At 65.1% G+C, this 23,167-nt stretch carries 14 protein-coding genes, 1 tRNA gene and 1 pseudogene; 13 read left to right on the top strand and 3 right to left on the bottom strand.

Annotated features, from left to right (window positions below; genetic code table 11):
- Positions 1 to 40: 40 nt before the first annotated feature.
- Complete coding sequence (gene nhaA, locus GT613_RS12475; protein WP_035584609.1) at positions 41 to 1,606, top strand: Na+/H+ antiporter NhaA; 1,566 nt, start codon at positions 41 to 43, stop codon at positions 1,604 to 1,606.
- Between the two features lie 6 nt (positions 1,607 to 1,612).
- Here nhaA and mscL read toward each other — a convergent pair whose 3' ends face one another.
- Positions 1,613 to 2,074, bottom strand: coding sequence for a large conductance mechanosensitive channel protein MscL (mscL, locus tag GT613_RS12470; protein ID WP_015761491.1), 462 nt, complete (start codon positions 2,072 to 2,074; stop codon positions 1,613 to 1,615).
- 157 nt (positions 2,075 to 2,231) lie between these two features.
- Between mscL and GT613_RS12465 the strand changes: the two genes are divergently transcribed.
- The 7 genes and pseudogenes from GT613_RS12465 to GT613_RS12435 all read left to right on the top strand — a co-directional run bounded on the left by GT613_RS12465 (position 2,232) and on the right by GT613_RS12435 (position 15,838).
- The gene (locus tag GT613_RS12465; protein WP_161172645.1) at positions 2,232 to 3,704 is read left to right on the top strand and encodes an isochorismate synthase MenF; all 1,473 of its coding nucleotides are present in this window, start codon (positions 2,232 to 2,234) and stop codon (positions 3,702 to 3,704) included.
- The gene (menD, locus tag GT613_RS12460) at positions 3,701 to 5,527 is read left to right on the top strand and encodes a 2-succinyl-5-enolpyruvyl-6-hydroxy-3-cyclohexene-1-carboxylic-acid synthase (protein WP_009608428.1); all 1,827 of its coding nucleotides are present in this window, start codon (positions 3,701 to 3,703) and stop codon (positions 5,525 to 5,527) included. The genes GT613_RS12465 and menD overlap by 4 nt, the downstream gene beginning before the upstream one ends.
- Before the next feature lie 343 nt (positions 5,528 to 5,870).
- On the top strand, positions 5,871 to 6,794 hold the full coding sequence (locus tag GT613_RS12455) for an alpha/beta fold hydrolase (RefSeq protein ID WP_015761489.1): 924 nt from the start codon (positions 5,871 to 5,873) through the stop codon (positions 6,792 to 6,794).
- 711 nt (positions 6,795 to 7,505) lie between these two features.
- A pseudogene (locus tag GT613_RS12450) lies at positions 7,506 to 10,289 on the top strand (phosphoenolpyruvate carboxylase).
- 163 nt (positions 10,290 to 10,452) lie between these two features.
- Positions 10,453 to 11,292 (top strand): 1,4-dihydroxy-2-naphthoyl-CoA synthase, encoded by an 840-nt coding sequence (gene menB, locus GT613_RS12445; RefSeq protein WP_009305329.1) that lies wholly within the window; start codon positions 10,453 to 10,455, stop codon positions 11,290 to 11,292.
- A gap of 48 nt (positions 11,293 to 11,340) precedes the next feature.
- Positions 11,341 to 14,208, top strand: a complete 2,868-nt coding sequence (gene menC, locus GT613_RS12440) for an o-succinylbenzoate synthase (RefSeq protein WP_009608504.1) — start codon at positions 11,341 to 11,343, stop codon at positions 14,206 to 14,208.
- Positions 14,209 to 14,353: 145 nt separating this feature from the next.
- The gene (locus GT613_RS12435; RefSeq protein WP_009305326.1) at positions 14,354 to 15,838 is read left to right on the top strand and encodes a basic amino acid/polyamine antiporter; all 1,485 of its coding nucleotides are present in this window, start codon (positions 14,354 to 14,356) and stop codon (positions 15,836 to 15,838) included.
- A 119-nt stretch (positions 15,839 to 15,957) separates the two neighbouring features.
- Here the strand turns inward: GT613_RS12435 and GT613_RS15670 are convergent, their stop codons facing one another.
- A complete protein-coding gene (locus tag GT613_RS15670; protein ID WP_009608410.1) occupies positions 15,958 to 16,092 on the bottom strand; it encodes a hypothetical protein in 135 nt (44 codons plus the stop codon).
- 327 nt (positions 16,093 to 16,419) lie between these two features.
- Here GT613_RS15670 and GT613_RS12430 point away from each other — a divergent pair, with 327 nt between their 5' ends.
- From GT613_RS12430 to GT613_RS12420, 3 genes are all read left to right on the top strand, one after another.
- On the top strand, positions 16,420 to 16,995 hold the full coding sequence (locus tag GT613_RS12430) for a xanthine phosphoribosyltransferase (RefSeq protein ID WP_009608477.1): 576 nt from the start codon (positions 16,420 to 16,422) through the stop codon (positions 16,993 to 16,995).
- On the top strand, positions 16,992 to 18,380 hold the full coding sequence (locus GT613_RS12425; RefSeq protein ID WP_161170784.1) for a uracil-xanthine permease family protein: 1,389 nt from the start codon (positions 16,992 to 16,994) through the stop codon (positions 18,378 to 18,380). The genes GT613_RS12430 and GT613_RS12425 overlap by 4 nt, the downstream gene beginning before the upstream one ends.
- 278 nt (positions 18,381 to 18,658) lie before the next feature.
- Positions 18,659 to 19,978 carry a hemolysin family protein gene (locus GT613_RS12420; protein WP_009305323.1) on the top strand — a complete coding sequence of 440 codons (1,320 nt, stop codon included), beginning with the start codon at positions 18,659 to 18,661 and terminating at the stop codon, positions 19,976 to 19,978.
- A 47-nt stretch (positions 19,979 to 20,025) separates the two neighbouring features.
- Here the strand turns inward: GT613_RS12420 and GT613_RS12415 are convergent, their stop codons facing one another.
- Entirely contained in the window at positions 20,026 to 20,820 is a 795-nt protein-coding gene (locus tag GT613_RS12415; RefSeq protein ID WP_009608408.1) for an amidohydrolase family protein, read from the bottom strand.
- A gap of 402 nt (positions 20,821 to 21,222) precedes the next feature.
- Between GT613_RS12415 and groL the strand changes: the two genes are divergently transcribed.
- Entirely contained in the window at positions 21,223 to 22,809 is a 1,587-nt protein-coding gene (gene groL / locus GT613_RS12410; protein WP_021410042.1) for a chaperonin GroEL, read from the top strand.
- Positions 22,810 to 23,035: 226 nt separating this feature from the next.
- Positions 23,036 to 23,112, top strand: a tRNA-Met gene (locus tag GT613_RS12405).
- Positions 23,113 to 23,167: the final 55 nt, after the last annotated feature.

Below are 23,167 nucleotides of genomic sequence, written 5' to 3'. Positions count from 1 at the left end.
TGTGACCGCGAGGCCGCAGCCCGTTTCGTATACTGTATTCATGCCATCTGAGAAAATCACATCCGAATCAGAAAGTCGCTCATCGCGTGAAGGACGCGAGGTTACCGAGGTTCGCGAACGCCGTCAAGCGCCTGCGCAGCTTGACCGGGCGTCGCAGCGTGAAGGCTGCCGGCTGCCTGCCCGCCCCGACCGTACCCCGCACGACGAGGCGCCACCCGCCTGTCTGAGCGGCGATCCCACCTGCGCGCCCACCGAGCGCATCCTCGAGCCGGAAGTGCGTCGCCATCATCGGCGCAAGCGCAAGCTGCTCGAATTCACCCACTCGTCCACGCGCGCGACCATGCTCATGCTGGCCGCGGCCGTGGCGGCGCTCGTCATCGAGAACACGCCGGTGCTGCCGTATTTCGCTGAGTTCTGGCACACGTTCGACATCGGCATCTCGCTGGGCGATTTTGCACCGCGCCTCTCGCTGGAGCACTTCATCAACGACTTCCTCATGGCTATCTTCTTCCTGCTGGTAGGCCTTGAGATCAAGTTCGAGATGACGGCGGGCGAGCTGAAGAACCCGCGCAAGGCGCTGCTGCCCATCTTGGGCGCGGCGGGCGGCGCCATCGTGCCTGCGCTCGTGTACACGGCGGTGAACGTCGGCAGCGGGTTCGAGCAGGGCTGGGGCGTTCCCATGGCGAACGATATCGCGTTCTGCCTGGGCATTCTCGCGCTGTTGGGAAGCCGCATCCCGGCGGGACTGCGCTCGTTCCTCTCGACGCTCACCATCGCCGACGACATCATCGCCATCATGGTGATCGCCGTATTCTACACCGCGAACCTCGACGTGACGTGGCTGGCCGGGGGCTTGGGCCTGTTCGCCGTGCTCATCGTGTTCAACCGGCTGCACATCTACGACCTGCTGCCGTACATCGTCGTGGGCCTGGGGATGTGGGTGTGCTTCCTCATGTCGGGCGTGCACGCCACCATCGCCGGCGTGCTGCTGGCGCTTGCCATCCCCGCGCGCTCGCAGGTGAAGCTCGATCGTGCTCCCGGCTGGTTTGCCGCCCGCGCGCGCCGCGCCGACGATCGCTACGACCCCGGCGAGCCCGACATCGTGCAGAAGGAGTACCTGTCCGAGGTGGCCGAGATCGGCCGCGTGTCGCGCCTGTCCATCCCGCCCATCACGCGCCTCGACCATCGCCTGCACATTCCCGTGTACTTCTTCATCCTGCCGCTGTTCGCATTCTCGAACGCCAGCGTGGTGCTGACGGGCATGGACCTGCTGTCCATCGTCACGAACCCGGTGACCATCGGCGTGTTCTGCGGCCTGCTGTTCGGCAAGCCGCTGGGCATCTTTTTAGCCACGTGGCTCACGGTGAAGCTGAAGCTGTCCGACCTGCCGCAGGGCGTGAACTGGGGCCATATCGGAGGCGTGTCGGTTCTGGGCGGCGTGGGCTTCACCATGGCCATCTTCGTGACGAACCTCGCGTTCGTCGACCCGAACATGATCGCCATGGCGAAAGCGGCTATCCTGGCGGCATCGCTGATCGCCGGTATCGCGGGATTCTTCATCCTGCGCGCCGTGACCGACGAGGAAGATGAGGAGCCTGTCCGTTGAGACGCCCTACGCTTTGCCTCCCGCTTTCGGGGTCGTCGTGGCGGGGGCGGGCAGCTCGGCGGTGCAGTGCGGGCAGCGGGTGGCGCCCTCGTTCACTTCCTCGAGGCAGAAGGGGCATTTCGGGGCATCCTGCTCTTCGATATGCTTGCCCCGGCGCGTCAGCATGCGCGCCCGGCTGAGGGCCTTCACGATGAGGAACACCACCAGCGCGATGATGAGGAACTGGATGACCGCGTTGATGAAATTGCCGTAGGTGAACGCGGCTGCATCGGGCCCCGTGCCCAGGGGTATCTTCATGTCCGAGAAATCGATACCGCCCGTGACCAGCGAGATCAACGGCATGATGAGGTCGCTCACCACCGAGTTCACGATGGCCGTGAATGCCGTGCCGATGACCACCGCTACGGCCAGGTCCATGACGTTGCCCTGATTGATGAACTCCTTGAACTCCTCGAAGAACTTTTTCATAGTGTGCCTTTCTTGCGTGCTTGCGGGCGAGGATGCGTGCGTCCGCCGTCGGACAGGAATAGTGTAGAAGACGTCGTGCTAGAATGCGATGCGGGCGCGGAAATCGTTGACGATTCGGCGCGCCGGGAGCAAGGCGACGAAGGCGGGAGAGGCCACGATGACGAGAATCTTTTCATACACGCAACCGATCGAGGCCGACATCGTCGATGCGTATTGCGCGCTGCAGAAGGGTTTCACCGACCAGTTCGTCTACTATCGCAAAGACCGCCCCGTCCGCTTCATGGGCATGGGGCGCTGCATTGCGCTGCCTGCGCTCGACGGCATCGAATGCGAGCTCGAAGGCCCCGTCGGCCAGCAGCCCGTCTTCTTCTCGTTCAACCGTTTCGACGCCGAGAACCCGTCGCCGACCGACGAGCTGTTCGAGGCATTTCCCCGCTTGAAGTTCATGCTGCCCGAAGTGATCCTCGTCGAGGACGATCGCGGCGCGTATTTGCAGGTGAACTCGTTGAGCCCGGTCTATCCTGGCCGCATCGCGCGGTTCGCCCGCCAAGCCGCCGCTGCGCCGCGCCGCAACCGCCGCACCATCCCGTTCAAGCTGGAGCCCGACTCGCGTGACGCGTGGCGCGCGAACGTGGAAGCGGCGCTCGACGCCATCGGGCGGGGGCGCATCAGCAAGGTGGTGCTGTCGCGCCGCCAGCGCCGCGAGGCGCTGGAGCCGTTCTCGTCGAAGGACCTGTTGGTGAACCTCATCGACGGCTCGGCGCGCGGCACCGTGCTGCTGTACCGCTACGCCGACGTGTTCTTCTGCGGCTGCACGCCCGAGCTGCTGGTACGCAAGCGCGGCAACGAGGTGGAGAGCATGTGCCTGGCAGGCACGTGTCCCGCCGGCGCCACCGAGGAAGAGCGCGCGCGGTTGGCCGACGAGCTGATGGCCGACGCGAAGAACCGCGCCGAGCACGACCACGTGGTGCGGTTCATTCGAGAGGTGTTCAACCGCACATGCTACGACGTCGACGTGCCCGCCCAGCCGGGCATCCTGCCGCTCACCCACGTACAGCACCTGTGCACGCCCGCCCGCGCGCGCATGCTGGAAGGCGTCGACCTGGGAACGATGAAGGACGATCTGCATCCCACGCCCGCCGTGGCGGGCACGCCGGTGGGCGAGGCGCAGATGCTGATCAGGAGCATCGAAGCGTACAACCGCGGGTTCTTCGCGGGCGCCTGCGGCTACGTGGACGGCGCGGGCAACGGCGAGTTTTCCGTGGCGCTGCGCACCGGCGTGTTCGACGGCGAGGTGGGCTGGGTGTACGCCGGCTGCGGCATCGTCGAGGGCAGCGTGGCCGACGACGAGTACGACGAAATCGGCATGAAGCTGAAGACGGTCCTGTCGGCGTTCGACGGCGGGGAGGTTCCGTCGGCTTGTCAGCCGACGGAACGAGTCGACGCTGCGGCTTCCCGCAGCACCCGATCTGTGGCCGCTGACGAAGACTCGCGTACCAAAGTATCCCCTGCGGGGACTTCCTGCGAGGCGCGCCACGCCCCCGCCATCGACCCCAGCTTGGGCACTGCGGAAACCCTCGCTGACGTTACGAACGACCGGCGACATACGAGTGATGGGGGTGCGCGATGAGGGCCGATCCTACAGCCAGCGCCCTGTTCCTGGGCGCGTTCTTCGACGAGCTGGAACGATGGGGCGTGCACGACGTGGTGGTCAGCCCCGGGTCGCGCTCGACGCCGCTGGCCATGACGGCCTACGAGCTGTCGCGCCGCTTCCCCGATCGTCTTCGGTTGTTCGTGGACGTGGACGAGCGCGGCGCCGCGTTCTTCGCATTGGGGCTGGCGAAGGCGAGTGGGCAACCGGCGGCCGTCATCTGCACATCCGGCACCGCGGTGGCGAACTACTACCCGGCCGTGTTGGAGGCCGAGTCGTCACGCGTGCCGCTCATCGTGCTGACGGGCGACCGTCCGGCGCGACTGCAAGGCTTGGGCGCGCCGCAAACGTGCGACCAGTTGAACGCGTACGGCTCGCACGTGCGCGCGTTCCGCAACATGCCCGAGCCCGCTGCCGATGCGGCCGCCATCGCGTTCGCGCGCCAAGCTGCGCGCGAGGCGCGCATCGCCGCAGGCGGGGAGGCGGCCGGGCGCGCGACGGACGGCGAGGGCGCGCCGCGCATCGCAGGCGCGTGCCTGGGCGGGCCCGTGCACTTCAACTTCCCGTTCGACGAACCGCTCAAGCCCGACCTGCGGGTCGAAGGGCTGTTCGAAACCGGCCGAAGCGCGTTGAATGCGCCGTCCGATCTGCGCCTCATCCATCCGTCGACTTACCTCGATCCGATGGATTCCGCTCGCGTGCTCGAACTGCTGCGCGGTCGTCGGGTGCTGGTGGCGGCGGGCGAGGGGTCGTGCGCGACGACGGACGAGATGGGTGCGCTGTTGGCCTGGGCCGAGTCGTTCGAGTACCCGCTGCTGGCCGATCCGCTTTCGGGCTTGCGCACCGCCGCCGACCCGCTGGTCATCGACCGGTACGACACCGTGCTAGGCGCTCCAGCCGATGCGCTGGTTCCCGAGGCGGTCATCCGCTTCGGCCGTTATCCGGTGTCGAAGCGCGCCACCGCGTTTTTGGCGAACGCGGGCGCGATCAACATCGTGGTGGATCCGCTCGAGACGCGCGATTTCAACTGCGCCACCGACGTGCACCTGCGCTGTACGCCGCTCGATTTCTCGCAAACGATGCTGGCGGCAAAGCAGAGCCTCGGCGGCGAAGATGCCGCTGACGACCGGCAGAGTGCTTTCGCGGCGGCGTGGTTGGAGGCGAACGCCGCAGCCGGCGCGCGCGTCGATGCGGTGGATGCGGTGGAAGCCGGGTTCGAAGGCGCGTTCGTGCGCCGCGTGGCCGAGCGCGCCCCGGAGGGGTCGTGCCTGTTCGCGGCGAACTCCATGAGCGTGCGCGCCCTCGACACGTTCTATGCGAAGGGCGGCAGGCGGCTGACGGTGCTGTGCAACCGCGGGCTGAACGGCATCGACGGAACCGTGTCCACGGCGCTGGGCGCCGCGCAGCATTTCGAGCAAACGACCCTGCTCACGGGCGACTTGACGCTGCTGCACGACCTGAACGCGCTGGCGTTGCAGCGCGAGCTGCGCGTGCAGCGCGCGTCGGGCGGCCTGGATCGCAGCATCGTCATCGTGCTGCTGAACAACAACGGCGGCGGCATCTTCGACATGCTGCCCCAACGCTCGGAAGACGCGTACTTCGAGCGGCTGTTCCTCACGCCCCAGGACGTGGAGTTCGGCGCCGCCGCCCAGGCGTTCGGCGTACCGCACCGCCTGGTGGAAACCGTGGCCGAGTTCGACGCGGCCTACGACGAAGCGCTTGGCGTGCCGGGCATCTCGCTCGTCGAGGTGCGCGTGCCCCTCGAAGGCCTCCCCGAACGCTACGCCCCGTACTGGTCGTAAGCCGCGAGCGGCGAAGTCGGGAGGTGAGGCGGATGGCGTGGACGTCTGGCGAATGCGGTAAGCGCCCGTTCGACGACGGTGGTTCGAGCGGGGGTTTCGCGGTTCGGTTCTCAAAATGTGGCACGAATGTACGGTTAGGGCAGAAGGTTTCGACCGAGAAAAACCGCGACCTGGGATTATGTCGAGACACATCGGCTCTTCAGGTGATTTCCGAGGCGAAAGCGTGCCCAATCCGTAGATCCGTGCCACATTTTGAGGTTCCGGCCGAATTCCGCGGCACGCGCTCGCCGTTTCTCGGTTGCGTGGAGCATGGCGCTGCGGCACGCGCTCTTGGGATCCGATGATGAGCGCCGTCGAGACGCGCCGCTTCTCGTGCGGTGGAGCATCCTTCTCGTTTCAGGTGTGGAAAGCGCCGGCGGCTGAGGCTTCTGCGGCCGACCTTGCGCCCGACGAGGGCTGCGCGATTGCTGCCGCGTGCCGCGAGTCCGCTGTGCCCCTTATCTTGCTGCACGGGTTCGCGCAGAGCTCGGCGTCATGGAACGCGACGGCGAGCGAGCTGGCCGCAACCGGCCGGCCGGTGTACGCCCTCGACCTGGTGGGACACGGTGGAAGCGAGCGCCCGGCCAATCCGCGCGCTTACGCGCTGGACGCGCAGGGCGAGGCGCTGCTGGCCTTCGCGCGCTTGATCGCCGATGTCGAGGGCGTCCGTCCCGCGGTTCTCGGCTACTCCATGGGCGGCCGCGTGACGCTTGCAGCGTTGCGTCGCGACCCGCGCGCGTTCTCCGCGGTCATCCTGGAAGCCGCCGGGTTCGGCCCCGCCACGCAGGCCGAGCGCGAAGCGGTCGCCAAGCGCGATGCCGCCTGCGCGACCCGTCTGCGCGCCGACGGCCTGGAAGCCTTCATGGATTTCTGGGAGCAGCTGCCCCTGTTCGCCAGCCAGCGCGACCTGCCGCCGGACGTGCGCGAGCGCCTGCGCGCGGGGCGCATGGCGAACGACGCCGAGGCTCTTGCGCGCACGTTCGAGCAAGCCGGCCAGCACGTCATGCCCTCGCGTGCGGAAACGCTCGAAACGCTCGCCGTCCTGCGCGCCGGCGGCACGCCGTTGCTCTACCTGGCGGGCGAGCGCGACGAGAAGTACCGCGCCCTCGCAGCTCAAGCTGCCGAAGCGGGTGCGACGGTCTGCATCATTCCCGGCGCGGGCCATAACGCCCACCTGGAAGCCCCCGCCACCTTTGCCAAGGAAGTAGCGTCGTTTCTGAGGAAATGACGCGAGGAGCCGGATGGACGGCGCGTTGGGCTGCCGCCGATGCAAGCCGGAGCGCCGAGCGCCCGCTTCCGATTCGCGTGAGAAACGATGGCAAAGCGCGCGGAATCCGTATTGGAAAAGGAGGCAAGAAACGTGGAATGCGCGCGGGAACGGCGTTGGAAACGCGCAAGATCGAGCAGACTTTCCATGGTGTTGCACGCCATGGAAACGTAGAACGGGCCCGCTATACTTGTAGGTACGGATTCGGTCCGGCGGCTTGGTGCCTCTCCCTCTCAATATTCTAGATGATTGGAGGTGATGACCATGACCGTTTTGGGGATTGCTTCGTTGGTGATTTTGCTCTTGGAGTTCGCTACCCGCGTCATCGAGCTGTTTCTGGTGATAAGGAGCGCGCTCCTAACCCGTAGGGGAAAGGAGCGCCACAAGTAAACCCAAACCGCCGAAGCGATCCGAGAGCCGTGGGGAGTACACGCTCCCTGCGGCTCGCCCTTATTATACAAAACGATCCACTATTCGCAAGAAGAGTTTCGGGCCGATTCGCGAGTTGCGCTGGCTGCGAAACGGTTTCGCTCCTCGCCTCTTGTCGAGGTTGCGTTACAGTCTGTCTCTGGTCGTTCCCGAACGAGTATAATGACGCGGCAAGAAACGAACGAGGCGAAATGAGACATTGACGCCGTCCCTTTGTCTCATTTTCCAGGAGCAGGAGGCATCATGGCCGATCTCGAAGGCGGAACAACCCTTTCCCTCGACCGTCATCTAGGCGCGTCGGACACCGCCGAGGCTATCAAGTCCTACACGGAGATCGAGATCCCCGAGAGCCTGCGCGACAACCTCGTGCTGTTCCTCCGCATGGAGCGAAAGGTGCTCAAGGAGTACGATCCGGCCGTCTGCGCTCTCTTCGACCGTCTGTTCAACAGCATGATCAGGGCGAACGAGGGCAACCCGGGCACCGTCGCCGCAGACGAGCCCACCGATGCCCAGGGCATCCCCACGGCCGACACCGAGGGCGCGCGGGCGTTCCGCGAGGCCGTCGAGCTCATCGACGCGTTGCCGGTCGACCAAGCGCAAGTGGTGGTGCGCGCGTTCACGTCGTTCTTCCATCTGGCGAACCTGTCCGAGGAGAACTACCGTGTGGAAACGCTGCGCGAGTTGGAGCGCAACGTGTCGATGGAGTCGGCCGTGGACACATCGAACGAGCTGGTGGTGGCGTACGGCCACCTGCTGGACGAGGTGGGCCCCGAACGCACGGCCGAGCTGCTGGGTCGCTTGGAATTCCACCCCGTGTTCACCGCGCACCCCACTGAGGCGCGCCGCAAAGCGGTAGAGGGCAAGATCCGCCGTATCGCCGCGTTGCTGGATGAGCATCCCTACCTGGGCGGATCGGCTCTCCTGGAGAACGAGCGCCACATGCTGCAGGAGATCGACGCGCTCGTGCGCACCTCGCCCACCGAGCTCAAGAAGCCCACGCCCCTGGAAGAGGCCGACACCGTCATCGACATCTTCGACAACACGCTGTTCGATACAGTGCCGCAGGTGTACCGGCGTTTCGACGACTGGGTGCTGGGCGAGGACGCCGGCAGCGTGCCGCCCGTGTGCCCGGCGTTCTTCCGTCCGGGCAGCTGGATCGGGTCGGACCGCGACGGGAACCCGAACGTCACAGCGAAGGTGTCGCGCCGCGTGGCGGCGAAGTACTTCGCGCATATGGTGGCCAAGCTGGCCCAAGAATGCCGCAACATCGGGCGCAACCTCACGCTGGAGTCGCGGTACACCGCGCCCTCGGAAGAGCTTATGAACCTGTGGAGCCATCTCGTGGAGATGAGTGAGACGCTGACGGGACGGGTGGCCGACGACCTGGGCTTCGAGCCGCACCGCGCCGTCATGCTGGTGATGGCCGCACGCCTCGAGGGCACCGTGGCGCGCAACGCCGACATCATGTACCTGTCGCCCGAAGAGCTGCTGGCCGACCTGCGCACGGTGCAGGACTCGCTCGCGCGCGCCGGTGCCGCACGCGCCGCGTACGGGCCCGTGCAAACGCTGATATGGCAGGTTGCGACGTTCGGGTTCCATATGGTGGAAATGGAGTTCCGCCAGCACTCGCTCGTGCACGAACGCGCGCTAGCCGATATCCGCTCCCATGGCGTGCTGGGCAAGCTCGACCCCATGACGCGCGAGGTGCTGGACACGTTCCGCGCCATCGGCGCCATCCAGAAGCGCTACGGGCAGAAGATGGCCCGACGCTACATCGTGTCGTTCACCAAGAGCGCTCGGCACATGGCCGACGTCTACGAGCTGGCAGAGCTCGCATTCTCGCACGCGCAGGACGTGCCCGAGCTGGACGTGATTCCCTTGTTCGAGCAGCTGGAGGACTTGGAGAACTGCGTCACCGTGCTGGACGGGATGCTGCAGCTGCCGGCCGTGCAGCGCCGCCTGGCGCAGACGGGTCGACGCATGGAGGTCATGCTGGGCTACTCGGACTCTTCGAAGGACGCCGGCCCCGTCACCGCCACGCTCGCCCTGCATTCCGCGCAGGAGCGCATCGCCCGCTGGGCCGAGGAGCGCGGCATCGACGTCGTGCTCATGCACGGTCGCGGCGGCGCGGTGGGCCGCGGGGGCGGGCCGGCGAACCGCGCGGTGCTCGCGCAGCCGAAGGGGTCGGTGAACTGCCGATTCAAGGTGACCGAGCAGGGCGAGGTCATCTTCGCACGTTACGGCAACCGCTCGCTTGCGCTGCGCCATATCGAAAGCGTCGCGGCGGCCACGCTCATGAACTCGGCGCCGTCGGTCGAGCGCGTCAACACCGAGGCATCCGTACGCTTCTCCGATGTGGCCGCGCGTTTGAACGAAGCCGCCTACGAGCGCTATCTGGATCTGCTGCATACCGACGGCTTCGCGCCGTGGTTCTCCACCGTCACGCCTTTGGCCGAAGTGGGCCTGCTGCCCATCGGCAGCCGTCCTGCCAAGCGCGGCTTGGGAGCCCAATCGCTTGACGACCTGCGCACCATCCCGTGAGTGTTCTCGTGGTCGCAGGCGCGCATCAACCTGGCTGCGTGGTACGGCCTGGGCGCGGCGTGCGAACGGGTGGGTGACCTGGAGCTTCTGCAGCGCGCGTATCGCGAATGGCCTCTGTTCGCCACGTTCGTCGACAACGTGGAGATGTCCATCGCCAAAACCGACGCGCGTATTGCGAAGATGTACTTGGCGCTGGGCGACCGCGACGACCTGGCTCAGGCGGTGTTCGACGAGATGCAGCTGACGCGTTCGTGGGCGCTGGCCATCGTGGGAGACGAGTGGCCGCTGCAGCACCGCCGCGTGCTTGGTTGCGCCATCCGCGTGCGCAACCCTTACGTGGACGCGCTCTCGCTTGCCCAAGTGCGCGCGTTGCGCGTGATCCGAAACCGACAGGAAGAGCTTTCGGACGAGGTCAAGACCGAGTATCTGGGGCTCATCCTGGCCACCGTGACCGGGGTTTCCGCCGGCCTGCAGAACACGGGGTAGCGCTCGCTTCAACCATTGGCGAAGTGTACCTGATCTTTCCGGAGAAATTTTGCTTTGAGGTGCGAAAACGCGCGATACGCGCTACTATAGGGAACATCTAGTCGGAGATCCCCTTCTACACACGGCGCAGCCGCTTCTCACGGCGCGCGACGAAAGGACGGCCATGGGCGACATTGCGTGGCAGGCGGGCAAGGCGTACCGCGAGATCATCTACGAAACAGCAGGCGGTATCGCCAAGATCAGCATCAATCGGCCCGAGCGACGCAACGCGTTCACCCCGCTCACCGTCACCGAGCTGTACGACGCGTTCAGCGAGGCGCGCGACGACGCGTCCGTCGGCGTCATCATCCTGACCGGCGTCAACCACGGCGGCCGCCATGAGGACGAGGCGTTCTGCTCCGGCGGAGACCAGAAGATCCGCGGCAACGGCGGCTACGTGGGCGAGGACAACATCCCGCGCCTCAACGTGCTGGACTTGCAGCGCCTTATCCGCGTGGTGCCCAAGCCCGTCATTGCCATGGTGAACGGCTATGCCATCGGCGGCGGGCACGTGCTGCACATCTTGTGCGACCTCTCCATCGCCGCCGAGACTGCCAAGTTCGGCCAGACGGGCCCGAAGGTGGGCAGCTTCGACGCCGGGTACGGCGCGGGCTATCTGGCGAACATCGTGGGCCAGAAGAAGGCGCGCGAGATCTGGTATCTCTGCCGCCAGTACACGGCTGCCGAGGCGCTTGAGATGGGCCTGGTCAACAAAGTGGTTCCCTTCGAGGATCTGGAAGCGGAGTGCGTGAGCTGGGCGCAGGAGATGCTGGAGTTCAGCCCCACGGCGCTGCGCTTCATGAAGGCGTCGTTCAACGCGGCGACGGACGGGCTTGCGGGTATCCAGCAGCTCGCCGGCGACGCCACGCTTCTGTACTACACCACCGACGAGGCGAAGGAGGGTCGCGACGCGTTCAAGGAGAAGCGCGCTCCCGACTTCACCCAGTTCCCCAAGTTTCCGTAAGATCGCACGTCTGGCAGGCGGCAACCGAAAGGCAGGAATCCGGCAGCGATGATCGGTGCGTTCGAGAGCACGGTGCGACAGTTCCCGCAGCGCACGTGCTTCACGTACGTTGACGAAGCGGGCAACGAGACGGCGTACTCGTATCGCGAGACGCGCATGCTGTCCGCTGCGCTCGCGCGGCTCTTGCTGGACCGCGGCGTGCGTCCGGGCGATTGCGTCGCCGTGGATCTGCCGAACGATCCGGCGTACGTGCTGGTCATGCTGGCTGCCGCGTATGGCGGCTTCGCGTTGGTCGCGCTCAACAACCGCCTGACCGATGCCGAGAAGTACAGTCGGTTGCTGGACATCGACCGCAAGCCCGGTGTGTCGCTGGCTTCGTTGCGCGTCGATGCGACCAACGTGTCGCGCCTGTTGGAAGGCGCGAAGGCCATGTTGACGGGCGAGATGGCCGCACCGTCCGCCGTCCGTGCGACGGGGCGCGGCGTGCGCCCTAGCTTCGCCGCCCGCGTGAACGCGGCGTCCGCCGAGCCCCGCACTACGAAGGCGCTCGGCCGCGCCAGCTCGGGCCGCGCGTCGCTGCGCCGTCGCAGCGAAGTGGCGCAGCAGGATGCTGCCGAGAGTGTCATCCACTTCGCCGAACACGCCGCGCACGTGTTCGACTTCGACGCCCGCGCCGTGGTCATGTTCACGTCGGGCACCACGGGGCGTGCGAAGGCCGTATCGCTGACGTGGGGAAACATCTGTTTCGCATCCGAAGCGTCCAACCGGACGCTCAATCGTCGCGGCGAGGGCATGTGGCAGGCGGTGCTGCCGCTCTACCATATCGGCGGTTTCCAGGTCGTCGTGCGCAGCGTGCTGAACGGCAGCCCGTTCGTGCTGTACCGCCGCTTCGACGCCGTCCGTCTGCTGTCCGACGCGGCGAAGAAGGGCGCGACGCACGTGTCGGTGGTCGATAAGATGCTGCAGGACATGGTGGCCGCGGACAAGCCGGAAACGCTCGCGCGCTACTCCTGCATCCTGCTGGGCGGCGGCGCGCTCAACCCGCAGACGCTCGATCGCGCGTGCCGTGCGGGCGCGCGCGTGTACGCAAGCTACGGCATGACCGAGACGTCCAGCCAAATCGCCCACGCCCAGGTGACGGCTTCGTTCACCGGCGGCTTGCGCCTGCTGCCCGGCTACGAGGCGCATATCGTGGATCCCGGCGACGACGGGTTCGGCCGCCTGGCCGTGAAGGGCCCGGGCCTGTTCGGCGGCTACCTGAACGCGCGCGCCGCGTACACGGTGGACGGCTTCTTCCTGACGGGGGACACGGCGGCGCTGTACGGCGGCAAGCTGTTCGTGAAGGAGCGCACCGAGGACATGTTCGTGTCGGGCGGCGAGAACGTGTACCCGGCCGAGATCAAGGAGAAGCTGCTGCGCGTGGCCGGGGTATCCGACGCCCACGTGTTCGGCGCGCCCGACGCCCGCTGGGGAAGACGGCCTGTTGCGTTCGTCGAGCGCGAGAAAGCGCCCGCGCCGCGTCCGAGGGCGAGCCGCTACGCGCAGCGGACGCAAGCGCAGACGCAGGCGGATCAGCTCGCATCCCTGACGAACCGTCAGCTGGCGTCGTACGTTCGCACCAGCTTGGCGCCGCGCCTGTCGAAGCTGTACCTGCCGAAGCACGTGTGCGTGCTCGACGAGTTCCCGCGCACGGGCATCGGGAAAATCGACCGCGTCGCGCTCGAGCGGCGCTACGACCAGCGCATCGAGGTGGCGCGCGTCACGCTGCACCGCATCCGGCTGCCGTTCAAAACGCCGTTCAAAACAGCCAAGGCCACTCTGACGCATCGCGAGTCGATCATCGTCGAAGTGACGGATCATGCCGGTCGCACGGGGCTGGGCGAGTGCGTGGCGTTTCCGACGGATTGGTATCTGCCGGAAACGCTCGACCAGGACGCGCGCATCCTCCACGACGTTCTGGCTCCGATCGTGCTGCGCGAGGCGTTCCTGCATCCCAGCGAGGCGAGCGCCGCCTTCGCCGCCGTTCCCGAGGCGAAGGCGTTTCCGTTGGCATGCGGCGCGCTCGAGCCTGCGCTGTGGGACCTGTACGGCAAGATCGTCGGCAAGCCGCTATGGCAGCTGATCGGCGGGGCTGCGAACGCCGCGACCGCGGGCGCTTCGGCATCCGTGCCGGCCGGCGCGGCGATCGGGCTGGGCTCCGCGGTCGAGACGGCCGCGGCCGCGCGCCGCTGCGCCGAGGCAGGCTACAAGCGCGTGAAGCTGAAGGTGAAACCGGGAACCGCGCTCGCATGCGCGCAGGCCGTGCGCGCCGCGTTGCCCGACATGATGATCACGCTCGACGCCAACCAGAGCTTCTCGGAGCGTGAAGCCGAGGAGCTGCGCGGCTTGGACGGCCTGAACGTCGCCTGGATCGAGGAGCCGCTGGATCCGCGGCGCCTGCCCCCCGTGGGGCCGACCGACCTGTTCAGCCGCCTCGCGCGTCTGCAGCGCACGCTGCGCACCCCCATCTGCCTCGACGAGTCCATCGTGCGCCCCGAGGACCTGTCCCGTGCGTTGGCGCAGCCCGAGCTGCGGTGCTACGCCCTCAAGCTGGGAAAATGCGGCGGCGTGCAGCCTGCGCTCGATTTCGTGCAAATGGCGCGCAAGCGGGGCATCGAGGTGTGGATGGGCGGCATGTACGACACGGGCGTGTCCAGGCGCCTGCATGCCGCGTTCGAGACGCTGAGCGCGGTGGGTGCGCCCGGCGACATCGGAGCCACGGCTCGTTACTTCTCCTGCGACATCACCGATCCGCCCTACACGGCCGAGCGCGGCATGGTGACGCTCAACCGCGAAGGCCATGCCAGCGGCCTGGGTTGCGACCTCAACCGCTCGGCGTTGGAAAACGTCCTCGTGGAGCGCCTCGTCATTGCGTGACGTCCCGCCCCTTGCCATCTCCGTGCCATGCGCTCCGCTCGGGACGACAACCGCTCTGCATGCAAAATGTTGCATAACGGTGTGACGGAATGCAATGTTGTGGAGTATCATGCTACCAGTTGTCCATCAAGGAAACGGTGATTACATGAGCGAATCCGCATCGCACCACGCGTCCGCCACTTCGGGCATTCCCCAACCCCACGGAGGACTGGGCATCTTTCGCCTCGTCACCACGGTCATCACGCTCATCGTCGGCGGCGGCGTGTTCACGTTGGCGGGCGACCAGGCTGCAGGCGGCGCCAGCGGCGCGGCTATCCTCACTGCATGGAGCATCTCGGGAATCGGGGTGCTGTGCCTCGTCATGACGTTCTTCGCGCTCTCGCGCATCAAGCCGCAGTTGAAGGGCGGCATCTACAGCTATGCGAATGCGGGGTTCGGCGACTTTTTGGGCTTCAACAGCGCTTGGGGCTACTGGATCAGCGCGCTTCTGTGCACGGTCAGCTTCTCGGCGCTTCTGTTCGGCGCGCTTTCGTACTTCTTCCCCATCTTCGGCGGCGGCACGAACCTGCCGTCGGTCATCGGCGCCAGCCTGCTCATCTGGTTCTACGTGTTCCTCGTATCGCGCGGCATCAAAGAGGCTACCGGCGTGAACGCCGTTATCACCATCTCGAAGTTCGTGCCTATCTTCGTAGCCATCACGGCCATCATCTTTCTGCAGAAATTCGACCTCGGCATCTTTCTGGCGAACATGTCGCAGGGCGCCGATCCGGGCCTGCCGTTCTTCGACCAGGTGAGCAACACCATGATGATCACCATCTGGGTGTTCGTGGGCATCGAGGGCGCGGTCGCGATCTCCGGTCGCGCCAAGAAGGAACGCGACGTGGGCAAGGCCACCATCATCGCGTTCATCTGCGTGCTCAGCATCTACCTCATGGTCAGCGTGCTCAGCATGGGCGTCATGCCGCTGTCCGAGCTGGCCCAGCTGGAGAACCCGGCGCTTGCGGGCGTCATGGAGCACGCGGTGGGGCAGTGGGGCGCCATCCTCATCAACGGCGGCGTGGTGCTGTCGCTGGTGGGCGCCATGTTGGGCTACACCGTGCTGTCCAGCGAGTCGCCTTACGAGGCGGCTGAGCAGGGCGTGTTCATCAAGGCCTTCGCCAAGACGAACAAGAAGGGCGCCCCCATCGTCACGCTCGTGGTGACGAACGTCATCATCGAGGCGTTCCTCGTGGTCATGCTGTTCTCGGACAGCACGTACCAGTTCTTCTACGCGCTGTCGGCCGGCATGATCCTGCTGCCGTACCTGCTGTCGGCGGCGTACTTCGCGAAGCTCACGTTCACCGAGCCCGACGCGTTCAAGGGCAAGGTGGGCGGCAGCCTGGTGCTGTGGCGCATTTTCGGCGTGTTCGGCGTGGTGTACAGCTTCTTCCTGGCGTGGGCGTCGGGCGCGACGGGGCTCACCCTCATGTCGCTTCTGTACGCGCCGGGCATCCTCATGTACATCAAGGGCAAGAAGGAGCGCAACGAGCCGTACCTCAAGAGCACGGTGGACAAGGTGGTGGTGGCCATCATCCTCATCGCCGCCGTCACGTCGCTCGTGCTGCTGTTCACCGGCCAAGTGGTGCTGTAGGGACGCGAGCTGCATCGCTTGGAAACCCTTGCGAGCTGCCGTTCGATGCGTATAATATGAGGCGAGCCGCAGGGAGTTGGTGCTCCCCACGGCTCTCGGATCGCTTCGGCGGTTTGGGTTTACTTGGAGCGCTCCTTTCCCTTGTGGGACTGGAGCGCGTCTTCTATCACCAGGGCAAACTCGATGATACGAGACATCAGCTTCAACAGCAATTCGGCCAACGCAAGCAAATCCAAAGCGGTCATGGTCTTCACCTCCATCCTTCTAGAGTAATGAGAGGGAGAGGCACCAAGCCGCCGGATCGAATCCGTACCTACAAGTATAGCGGGCCCGTTCTACGTTTCCATGGCGTGCAACACCATGGAAAGTCTGCTCGATCTTGCGCGGTTCCAGCGCTGTTCCCACGCGGATTCCACATTCCTTGTCATCATTTCCCACGTGGTTTCCATGCGGGCAACCCGTCGATCTAGCGAATTCCCCGTTCCCCTGGCGGCATGCGTCCTTTACACTGTCCTGCAAAGGTTCGTTGCGTCTGCGAGATGACGCGACGCATGAAGACGGAACGACGACGGAGGCGGCACGTGGAGCTTTTGGAGGAACGCATCAGGCGCGACGGGGTGGTGAAGTCGGAGGGCGTCCTCAAGGTGGACAGCTTCCTCAACCACCAGTTGGACATCGATCTGTTCGACGCGATGGGCGAGGAGTTCGAGCGGCTGTTCGCCGACGCTCCCATCACGAAGATCCTCACGATCGAGGCGTCCGGCATCGGCATCGCCTGCGTGGTGGCGCGCCATTTCGGCGTGCCGGTGGTGTTCGCAAAGAAGGCTCAGAGCATCAACCTGGACGGCGAGATGTTCACGACACGCATCGAGTCGTTCACGCACGGTCGCGTGTACGACGTCATCGTGTCGAAGAAGTTCCTGAACGCCGACGACCATGTGCTGATCATCGACGACTTCCTGGCGAACGGATGCGCGCTGAACGGCCTCATCGAGCTCGTCGGCGAGGCGGGCGCCACGGTGGAGGGCATCGGCATCGCCATCGAGAAGGGCTTCCAGCCCGGCGGTGACGATCTGCGCGAGCGCGGCTACCGCCTGGAGTCGCTCGCCATCGTGGAGCGCATGGACCCCGAGACGGGGGAGATCGCGTTCCGATGAAAGCATTCGTACACGAGAACCTGTTCAAGCTCGACGGCGACATACCCGTCGTCCGTGCCATTCCTTACGGCATCCAGCACATCCTCGCGATGTTCGTGGCGAACCTCGCGCCCATCCTCATCGTGGGCGCGGCGGCCGGCCTCGCGGACGATCAGCTGGGCATGCTGGTGCAAAGCGCCATGCTCATCGCGGGCATCGGAACGCTCATCCAGCTGTTCCCGCTGTGGCGCGTAGGGTCGGGCCTGCCCATCGTCATGGGCATCAGCTTCACGTTCGTCACCGTGCTCGTGGGCATCGCGGCCACGTACGGGTACAACGTCGCCATCGGCGCCATCATCGTGGGCGGCATCATCGAAGGCGTGCTGGGCCTGTTCGCGAAGTATTGGCGGCGCATCATATCGCCCATCGTGGCGGCCGTCGTGGTCACGTCCATCGGCTTCTCGCTTTTGGGCGTGGGTGTCTCTTCGTTCGGCGGCGGCTCCGGCGCTGCCGACTTCGGATCGCCGCAGAACCTGCTGCTGGGCACCATCTCGCTGGTTTCGTGCCTGGTGTTCCAGGTGCTGGCGAAAGGCAAGACCAAGCAGCTTTCGGTGCTGTTCGGCCTGGTCATCGGGTATGCATGCGCCGTGGTTGCGGGGGCGGTCGACTTCAGCGGCTTCCAGAACATAGAGCTGTTCGCACTGCCGCAGCTCATGCCGTTCACGCCCGAGTTCAACCTGGGCGCCATCGTGTCGGTGACGCTGATCTTCCTCGTGTCGGCCACCGAGACTATCGGCGACACCTCCGCGCTGACCATGGTGGGCCTCAACCGCGAGGTGAAGGAGAAGGAGCTTTCGGGCTCCATCGCCTGCGACGGTTTCGTCAGCTCGCTGTCGGCGTGCTTCGGCTGCCTGCCTATCACGTCGTTCTCGCAGAACGTGGGCCTCGTGGCCATGACGAAGGTGGTGAACCGCAAGGCCATCGCCACGGGCGCGGTCATCATGATCCTGGCGGCGTTCCTGCCGGTGATCAGCGTGATCTTCGCGTCGCTGCCTGAGGCGGTGCTGGGCGGCTGCACCATCATGATGTTCGGCAACATCATCGTCAGCGGCTTCCAGATGATCGCGCGGGCGGGCTTCTCGCAGCGCAACATCCTCATCGCGGCGCTGTCGCTGGCCGTGGGCATAGGCTTCACGCAGGTGTCGGCCCTGTTCGCGAACTTCCCCGAGCTGATCCAAAGCGTGTTCGCGCAGAACTGCGTGGCCGTGGTGTTCCTGGTGGCCGTGGTGGCGAACCTCGTGCTGCCGAAGGACGCCGGCATCGAGGGCGCGACGGCGATGTCCGAACGTTCGACCGCCGAGGCGGCGCCGAGCGTCGACGAGGACGGCGACCTGGCGACGGCGTGACGCCCCGCGGTTGCCTGGGCGCGTGCGGCCGCGGATGTTCCTGAGTTTCCGATCGCATCATCGCCCCAAAAACACGCCTCAGTCGCTGGAGCGTGTTTTTGGGGCGATGATGCGTCTTTGCGAGGCTTCTGGATTCCTGGGTCGCTCCTCCATAGGCGGATGGCTTCAACCCCACTTGTGGAAACCTGCGGGTTTCCGGTAACGGGTGTATGACCAGATGGACGGATGCCGTACGATTACATGGCGAATAGTCATATAAAGGAGGACCATCCGCAATTATGCCCATAGCACTCAGTTTGCTGCTCGTTCTGTTTTTCCTGCTCATGAATGCGTTCTTCGTCGCCGCCGAGTTCTCGCTCGTGCGCGTACGCAAGTCGCAAGTCGAAATCCTCGTGGACGAGGGTCGCAAGGGCGCCAAGTACACCAAGCTCGTCGCCGACAACGTCAACGCCTACCTGTCAGCCTGCCAGCTGGGCATCACCCTTGCCTCGCTCGCCCTCGGCTGGTTGGGCGAGCCTGCGGTGTCAGCCCTGTTCGAACCGCTGTTCAAGGCACTCAACGTGCCCGAGGCGGCCACGCACGGCATCTCCATCGTCATCGGTTTCGTCATCATCACCGCGTTGCACATCGTGGTGGGCGAGCTCATCCCGAAGTCGCTGGCCATCTTCTCCACCGAGCGCTACGCCCTGTTCACGGCCACGCCGCTCGTGTGGTTCTACCGCATCACGTACCCCGTCATGTGGTTGTTCAACAGCATTACGAACGGCGTCATGAAGATGCTGGGCCACGACGTGGCCAACGAACACGAGGTGTACACCGACGAGGAGATCAAGCTGCTCATCGACGAGAGCACCGAAAGCGGACTCATCGACCCCGAGCAGAACGAATACGTGGACAACATCTTCGACCTGGGCGACAAAGACGCCGAGGCCATCATGACGCCGCGCACCGATGTGGTGTGCATCGACCTCGACGATCCGCTGGAGGAGAGCCTCCAGACCGTGTTGCAGTACAAGTACACGCGCTACCCGGTGTGCCGCGGCAGCAAGGACCGCATCGTCGGCTTCGTGCACGTGAAGGACCTCTACACGATGCCCAAGGACGCGACAGTCGACGACCTGCGCGTGCGCATGATCCAGGCCGTGCCCGAGGGCGTGCCCATCGCGAAGTTGTTGCAAACGCTGCAGGAGAAGCGCACGAAAATCGCCGTGGTCATCGACGAGCACGGCGGCACGGCCGGCATCGTTACGATGAGCGACATCATGGAGCAGATCGTCGGCCGCATCGATGACGAGTACGCGCATGGCGGCTCGGACGAGATCGTGCAGTTGGACGATGGCAGCTACCTCATCGACGGCTCGCTTCCCATCGACGAGGTGGGCGAGCTCATTGGTTTCGAGCCCCTCGAGTCCGAGGAATGCGAGACGGCGGGCGGTCTGCTGCTCACTGTGTTCGACCGTATCCCCGACGAGGGCGATTCCGTGACCATCGAGGACGGCGACGACAGGGCCACGTTCACCGTGGTCGATATGGACCGCCACCGCATCGACAAGATTCGGGTGGTGCTCGAGCACGCTCCGGAAAGCGACGAAAGCTAAACGACTTCAGGCCCCGTCAGCAATGGCGGGGCTTCTTGTTGCGTGCGCTATCCCACCTTCACGCCGGCGAAACGCTCGGCGTTGTGCCACAGCATGTTCTCCAGCTCGTCCTCCGAGAAGCCGGCGGTGACGAACTGGTCGTATTCCGCCGCAGGGCTCCACATGGGGTAGTCCGAGCCGAACATGATGCGGTCGGTGCCCCACATGCGCGCCAGCTCCACCGTGCGGCGCTGCCCCAGGAAGAACTGGGAGCTCGACGCGTCCACGAACAGGTTGTCGGCGTTATGCAGGATGTCGTAGCCCACTTCATAGCGCGACCAGCAACCGAAGTGCGCCGCGTCCACCACGAGGTCGGGGAACGTTTTCAGCACGTTCATCAGGCGGCGCGGATGCGAGTAGTCGTAACGGTAGTCGCCCGTGTGGATGACGATGGGCAGGCGCCCCTCTATCATCTCGTACACGTTCATGAGTCGCGGGTCGTCCATGTTCACGTGCTGCGTGTCGGGATGCAGTTTCATGCCCTTGAGGCCCAGGCCGATGGCGCGTTCGATTTCCTTCTCAGGCTCGGGATAGTCCTGGTGCATGGCCATGAACCCGATGAACTCGGGGTGCTGTCGGCACTGCTCGGCGATGAAGTTGTTGATGGATTCCACGCTGCCCGGCGTCGTGGCCACCGAATGCACGATGAAGTGCGTGATGGGCGCATGCTGCTGCGCGGACAGCAGGTGCTCCACCGTGCCTTCGCCGAACATGTCGATGAGGTAGAAGTCGCCCACGGCGTCGACCGCTCGCGAGGCGATCTTGTCGGGATATATGTGAGCATGGGCATCGATCACTGCCATGGAGGCGCTCCTTCGCGTCGTGCTGTTTCGGCGGCGCGGTGCGAAACGGCTTCGAGTTGAACGCTCGGCCAGCATCGCGCAGCTCCTGATTGTAGAGCATCGGCGTTCGCGGCGCATTAGGCAGAAGCATGTTTCTGGGTGCCGCTTTCGAGGCTTCGGTGCTGAGCCTTCCGATTGGCAAGAGGTTCGAAGCCCTTCAAAAAAGCGCTGCTTTCCATTCGTCACGAGGAAAAAGCTTGTTATGACTAGCACTCGAAGCAAAAGAGTGCTAACTTTTTCGACAGTGATTTTTATGAGCTTCCGCATGCTCGGGTCAGTGTTTTTTCAGCCGAGCGGCAGAGGCGCCTATCGTGCGCGCGGTGATGGCGAAGCGCCGCACACCGATGAGAAGGGAACCAGACTATGTCCAAAGACATTGCGTTCGACAACGAAACCCGTACGAAGATGGCTGCCGGCGTCAACAAGCTGGCCGATGCCGTGAGGGTGACGATCGGCCCGAAGGGGCGCTACGTCGCCATGCAGAAGGAGCACGAGAAGCCCAACGTTTCCAACGACGGCGCCACGGTGGCCGCCAATGTCGATCTTGAAGATCCCATCGAGAACATGGGCATGAAGATCGTGCGCGAGGCCGCCATCGCCGCGAACAACGACGCGGGCGACGGCACCACGACGGCGACCATCCTTTCCGACGCTATCGTGAGCGAGGGAGTACGCTGCGTCATCTCCGGTTCCGATCCGCTGGCGCTGCGCCGCGGCATCCAGCGCGCTGCCGACGTGGTGGCCGACGAGGTTCTCAAGAACGCCGTCGAGGTTACCACGCGTGAGCAGATCGCCGAGATCGCGACGGTTTCCGCAGGCGACCGCCAGATCGGCGAGAAGATCGCGGAGGCTATGGATGCCATCGGCCGTGACGGCGTCATCTCGGTCGAGAAGTCTCAGAACTTCGGCATCGAGGTGAAAATCCTTAAGGGCATGATGTTCGACAACGGTTTCATCTCCCCGTACATGGCCGACGACCCGGCGCGCCTGGAAGGCGAGCTCACCGAGCCCTACATCCTGTTGACCGACCAGCGTCTGGGCGACAACTTCGCAGACATCGTGCCCGTGCTGGAAGAGGTCATGCAGTCCGGTCATCCGTTGCTGATCGCCGCTGAAGACGTGCGCGGCGAGGCGCTGAACACGTTGCTGATGAACCGCCGTCGCGGCACGCTGACCAGCGTTGCGGTGAAGGCGCCGGCTCTGGGCGATCGACGCAAGGCCGAGCTCGAGGATCTGGCCATCCTCACCGGCGGCGAAGTTATCACGCCTGATCGCGGCCTGACGCTGGCCGATGCGCGCAAGAGCATGCTCGGCCGCGCCGCCAGCGTGCAGATCACCAAGGACCGTACCACCATCTTGGGCGGCAAGGGCAAGCCCGAGGCTATCGAGCAGCGTTGCGATCAGCTGCGCGCGCAGATCGAAACGGAGAAGATCGACTACGACCGCGACGTTCTGCGCGAGCGTCTGGCCAAGCTGTCCAGCGGCATCGCGGTCATGGAAGTGGGCGCCGCCACGGAGTCCGAGATGAACGAGATCCGCAGCCGTATCCAGGACGCTTTGCTGGCTACCCGCTCGGCCGCAGAGCAGGGCCTGGTGGCCGGTGGCGGCGTGGCGCTGCTGCAGGCCGCGTCCGCGCTGGACGGCCTCGTATGCGAGAACGCCGAGGAGCAGCTGGGTATCGACATTCTGCGCAAGGCGCTGGAGGTGCCGCTGCGCGCTCTGGCGGAGAATGCGGGCTATCGCGGCGACGTGGCCGTTGAGAAGGTCAAGGAGCTGCCGCTGGGCCAGGGTCTGGATTGTATGACCGGCGAGTACGGCGACATGATCGGCCGTGGCATCGCCGACCCGGCGAAGGTTACGGTCACGGCGCTTCAGGCCGCCGCCTCCGTGGCGTCGTTGATCCTGATCACGAACGCCTCCGTCAGCGAGACGGTGCCCGAGGAAGACTAACGTCCTCGCCGAAACCCGGTTCTGCCATGCGGGCCCGCGCAATCGCGGGGGCCCGCTGTCGTTTGTGCGTCGCGGTTCCTGTTCGCTCAACTGCATGGAAACGTGTAGACCTTGTGAATCACTGAGAAATGATTTGCATTCGTTAAGGCAGACGGGTAGTATTCTTTCTTGCCGCTTTTCCTGTTTGAAGGCACTTCGGGCAGGAGAGGTAGGCGCAACATAATGATGCGGGGTGGAGCAGTCTGGTAGCTCGCCGGGCTCATAACCCGGAGGCCGTAGGTTCAAATCCTGCCCCCGCGACCATGAACTTGCAGGTCGGAAGCTGAAAACGCTTTCGACCTTTTTTGCGTTCAGATCC

This window comes from Eggerthella sp. BIOML-A4, from assembly GCF_009875575.1.
In the GTDB taxonomy this organism is placed as follows: Bacteria; Actinomycetota; Coriobacteriia; order Coriobacteriales; family Eggerthellaceae; genus Eggerthella; species Eggerthella lenta.
This window is presented reverse-complemented; position numbering and strand designations above follow the sequence as displayed.

Excerpts from the sequence above, each read along its gene's own strand:
- GT613_RS12415 (WP_009608408.1), bottom strand. The coding sequence starts at position 20,820 with ATGGCAGTGATCGATGCCCATGCTCACATATATCCCGACAAGATCGCC.
- GT613_RS12455 (WP_015761489.1), top strand. The coding sequence starts at position 5,871 with ATGAGCGCCGTCGAGACGCGCCGCTTCTCGTGCGGTGGAGCATCCTTC.
- menD (WP_009608428.1), top strand. The coding sequence starts at position 3,701 with ATGAGGGCCGATCCTACAGCCAGCGCCCTGTTCCTGGGCGCGTTCTTC.
- GT613_RS12465 (WP_161172645.1), top strand. The coding sequence starts at position 2,232 with ATGACGAGAATCTTTTCATACACGCAACCGATCGAGGCCGACATCGTC.
- menB (WP_009305329.1), top strand. The coding sequence starts at position 10,453 with ATGGGCGACATTGCGTGGCAGGCGGGCAAGGCGTACCGCGAGATCATC.
- GT613_RS12425 (WP_161170784.1), top strand. The coding sequence starts at position 16,992 with ATGAAAGCATTCGTACACGAGAACCTGTTCAAGCTCGACGGCGACATA.
- menC (WP_009608504.1), top strand. The coding sequence starts at position 11,341 with ATGATCGGTGCGTTCGAGAGCACGGTGCGACAGTTCCCGCAGCGCACG.
- mscL (WP_015761491.1), bottom strand. The coding sequence starts at position 2,074 with ATGAAAAAGTTCTTCGAGGAGTTCAAGGAGTTCATCAATCAGGGCAAC.
- nhaA (WP_035584609.1), top strand. The coding sequence starts at position 41 with ATGCCATCTGAGAAAATCACATCCGAATCAGAAAGTCGCTCATCGCGT.
- groL (WP_021410042.1), top strand. The coding sequence starts at position 21,223 with ATGTCCAAAGACATTGCGTTCGACAACGAAACCCGTACGAAGATGGCT.
- GT613_RS12420 (WP_009305323.1), top strand. The coding sequence starts at position 18,659 with ATGCCCATAGCACTCAGTTTGCTGCTCGTTCTGTTTTTCCTGCTCATG.
- GT613_RS12435 (WP_009305326.1), top strand. The coding sequence starts at position 14,354 with ATGAGCGAATCCGCATCGCACCACGCGTCCGCCACTTCGGGCATTCCC.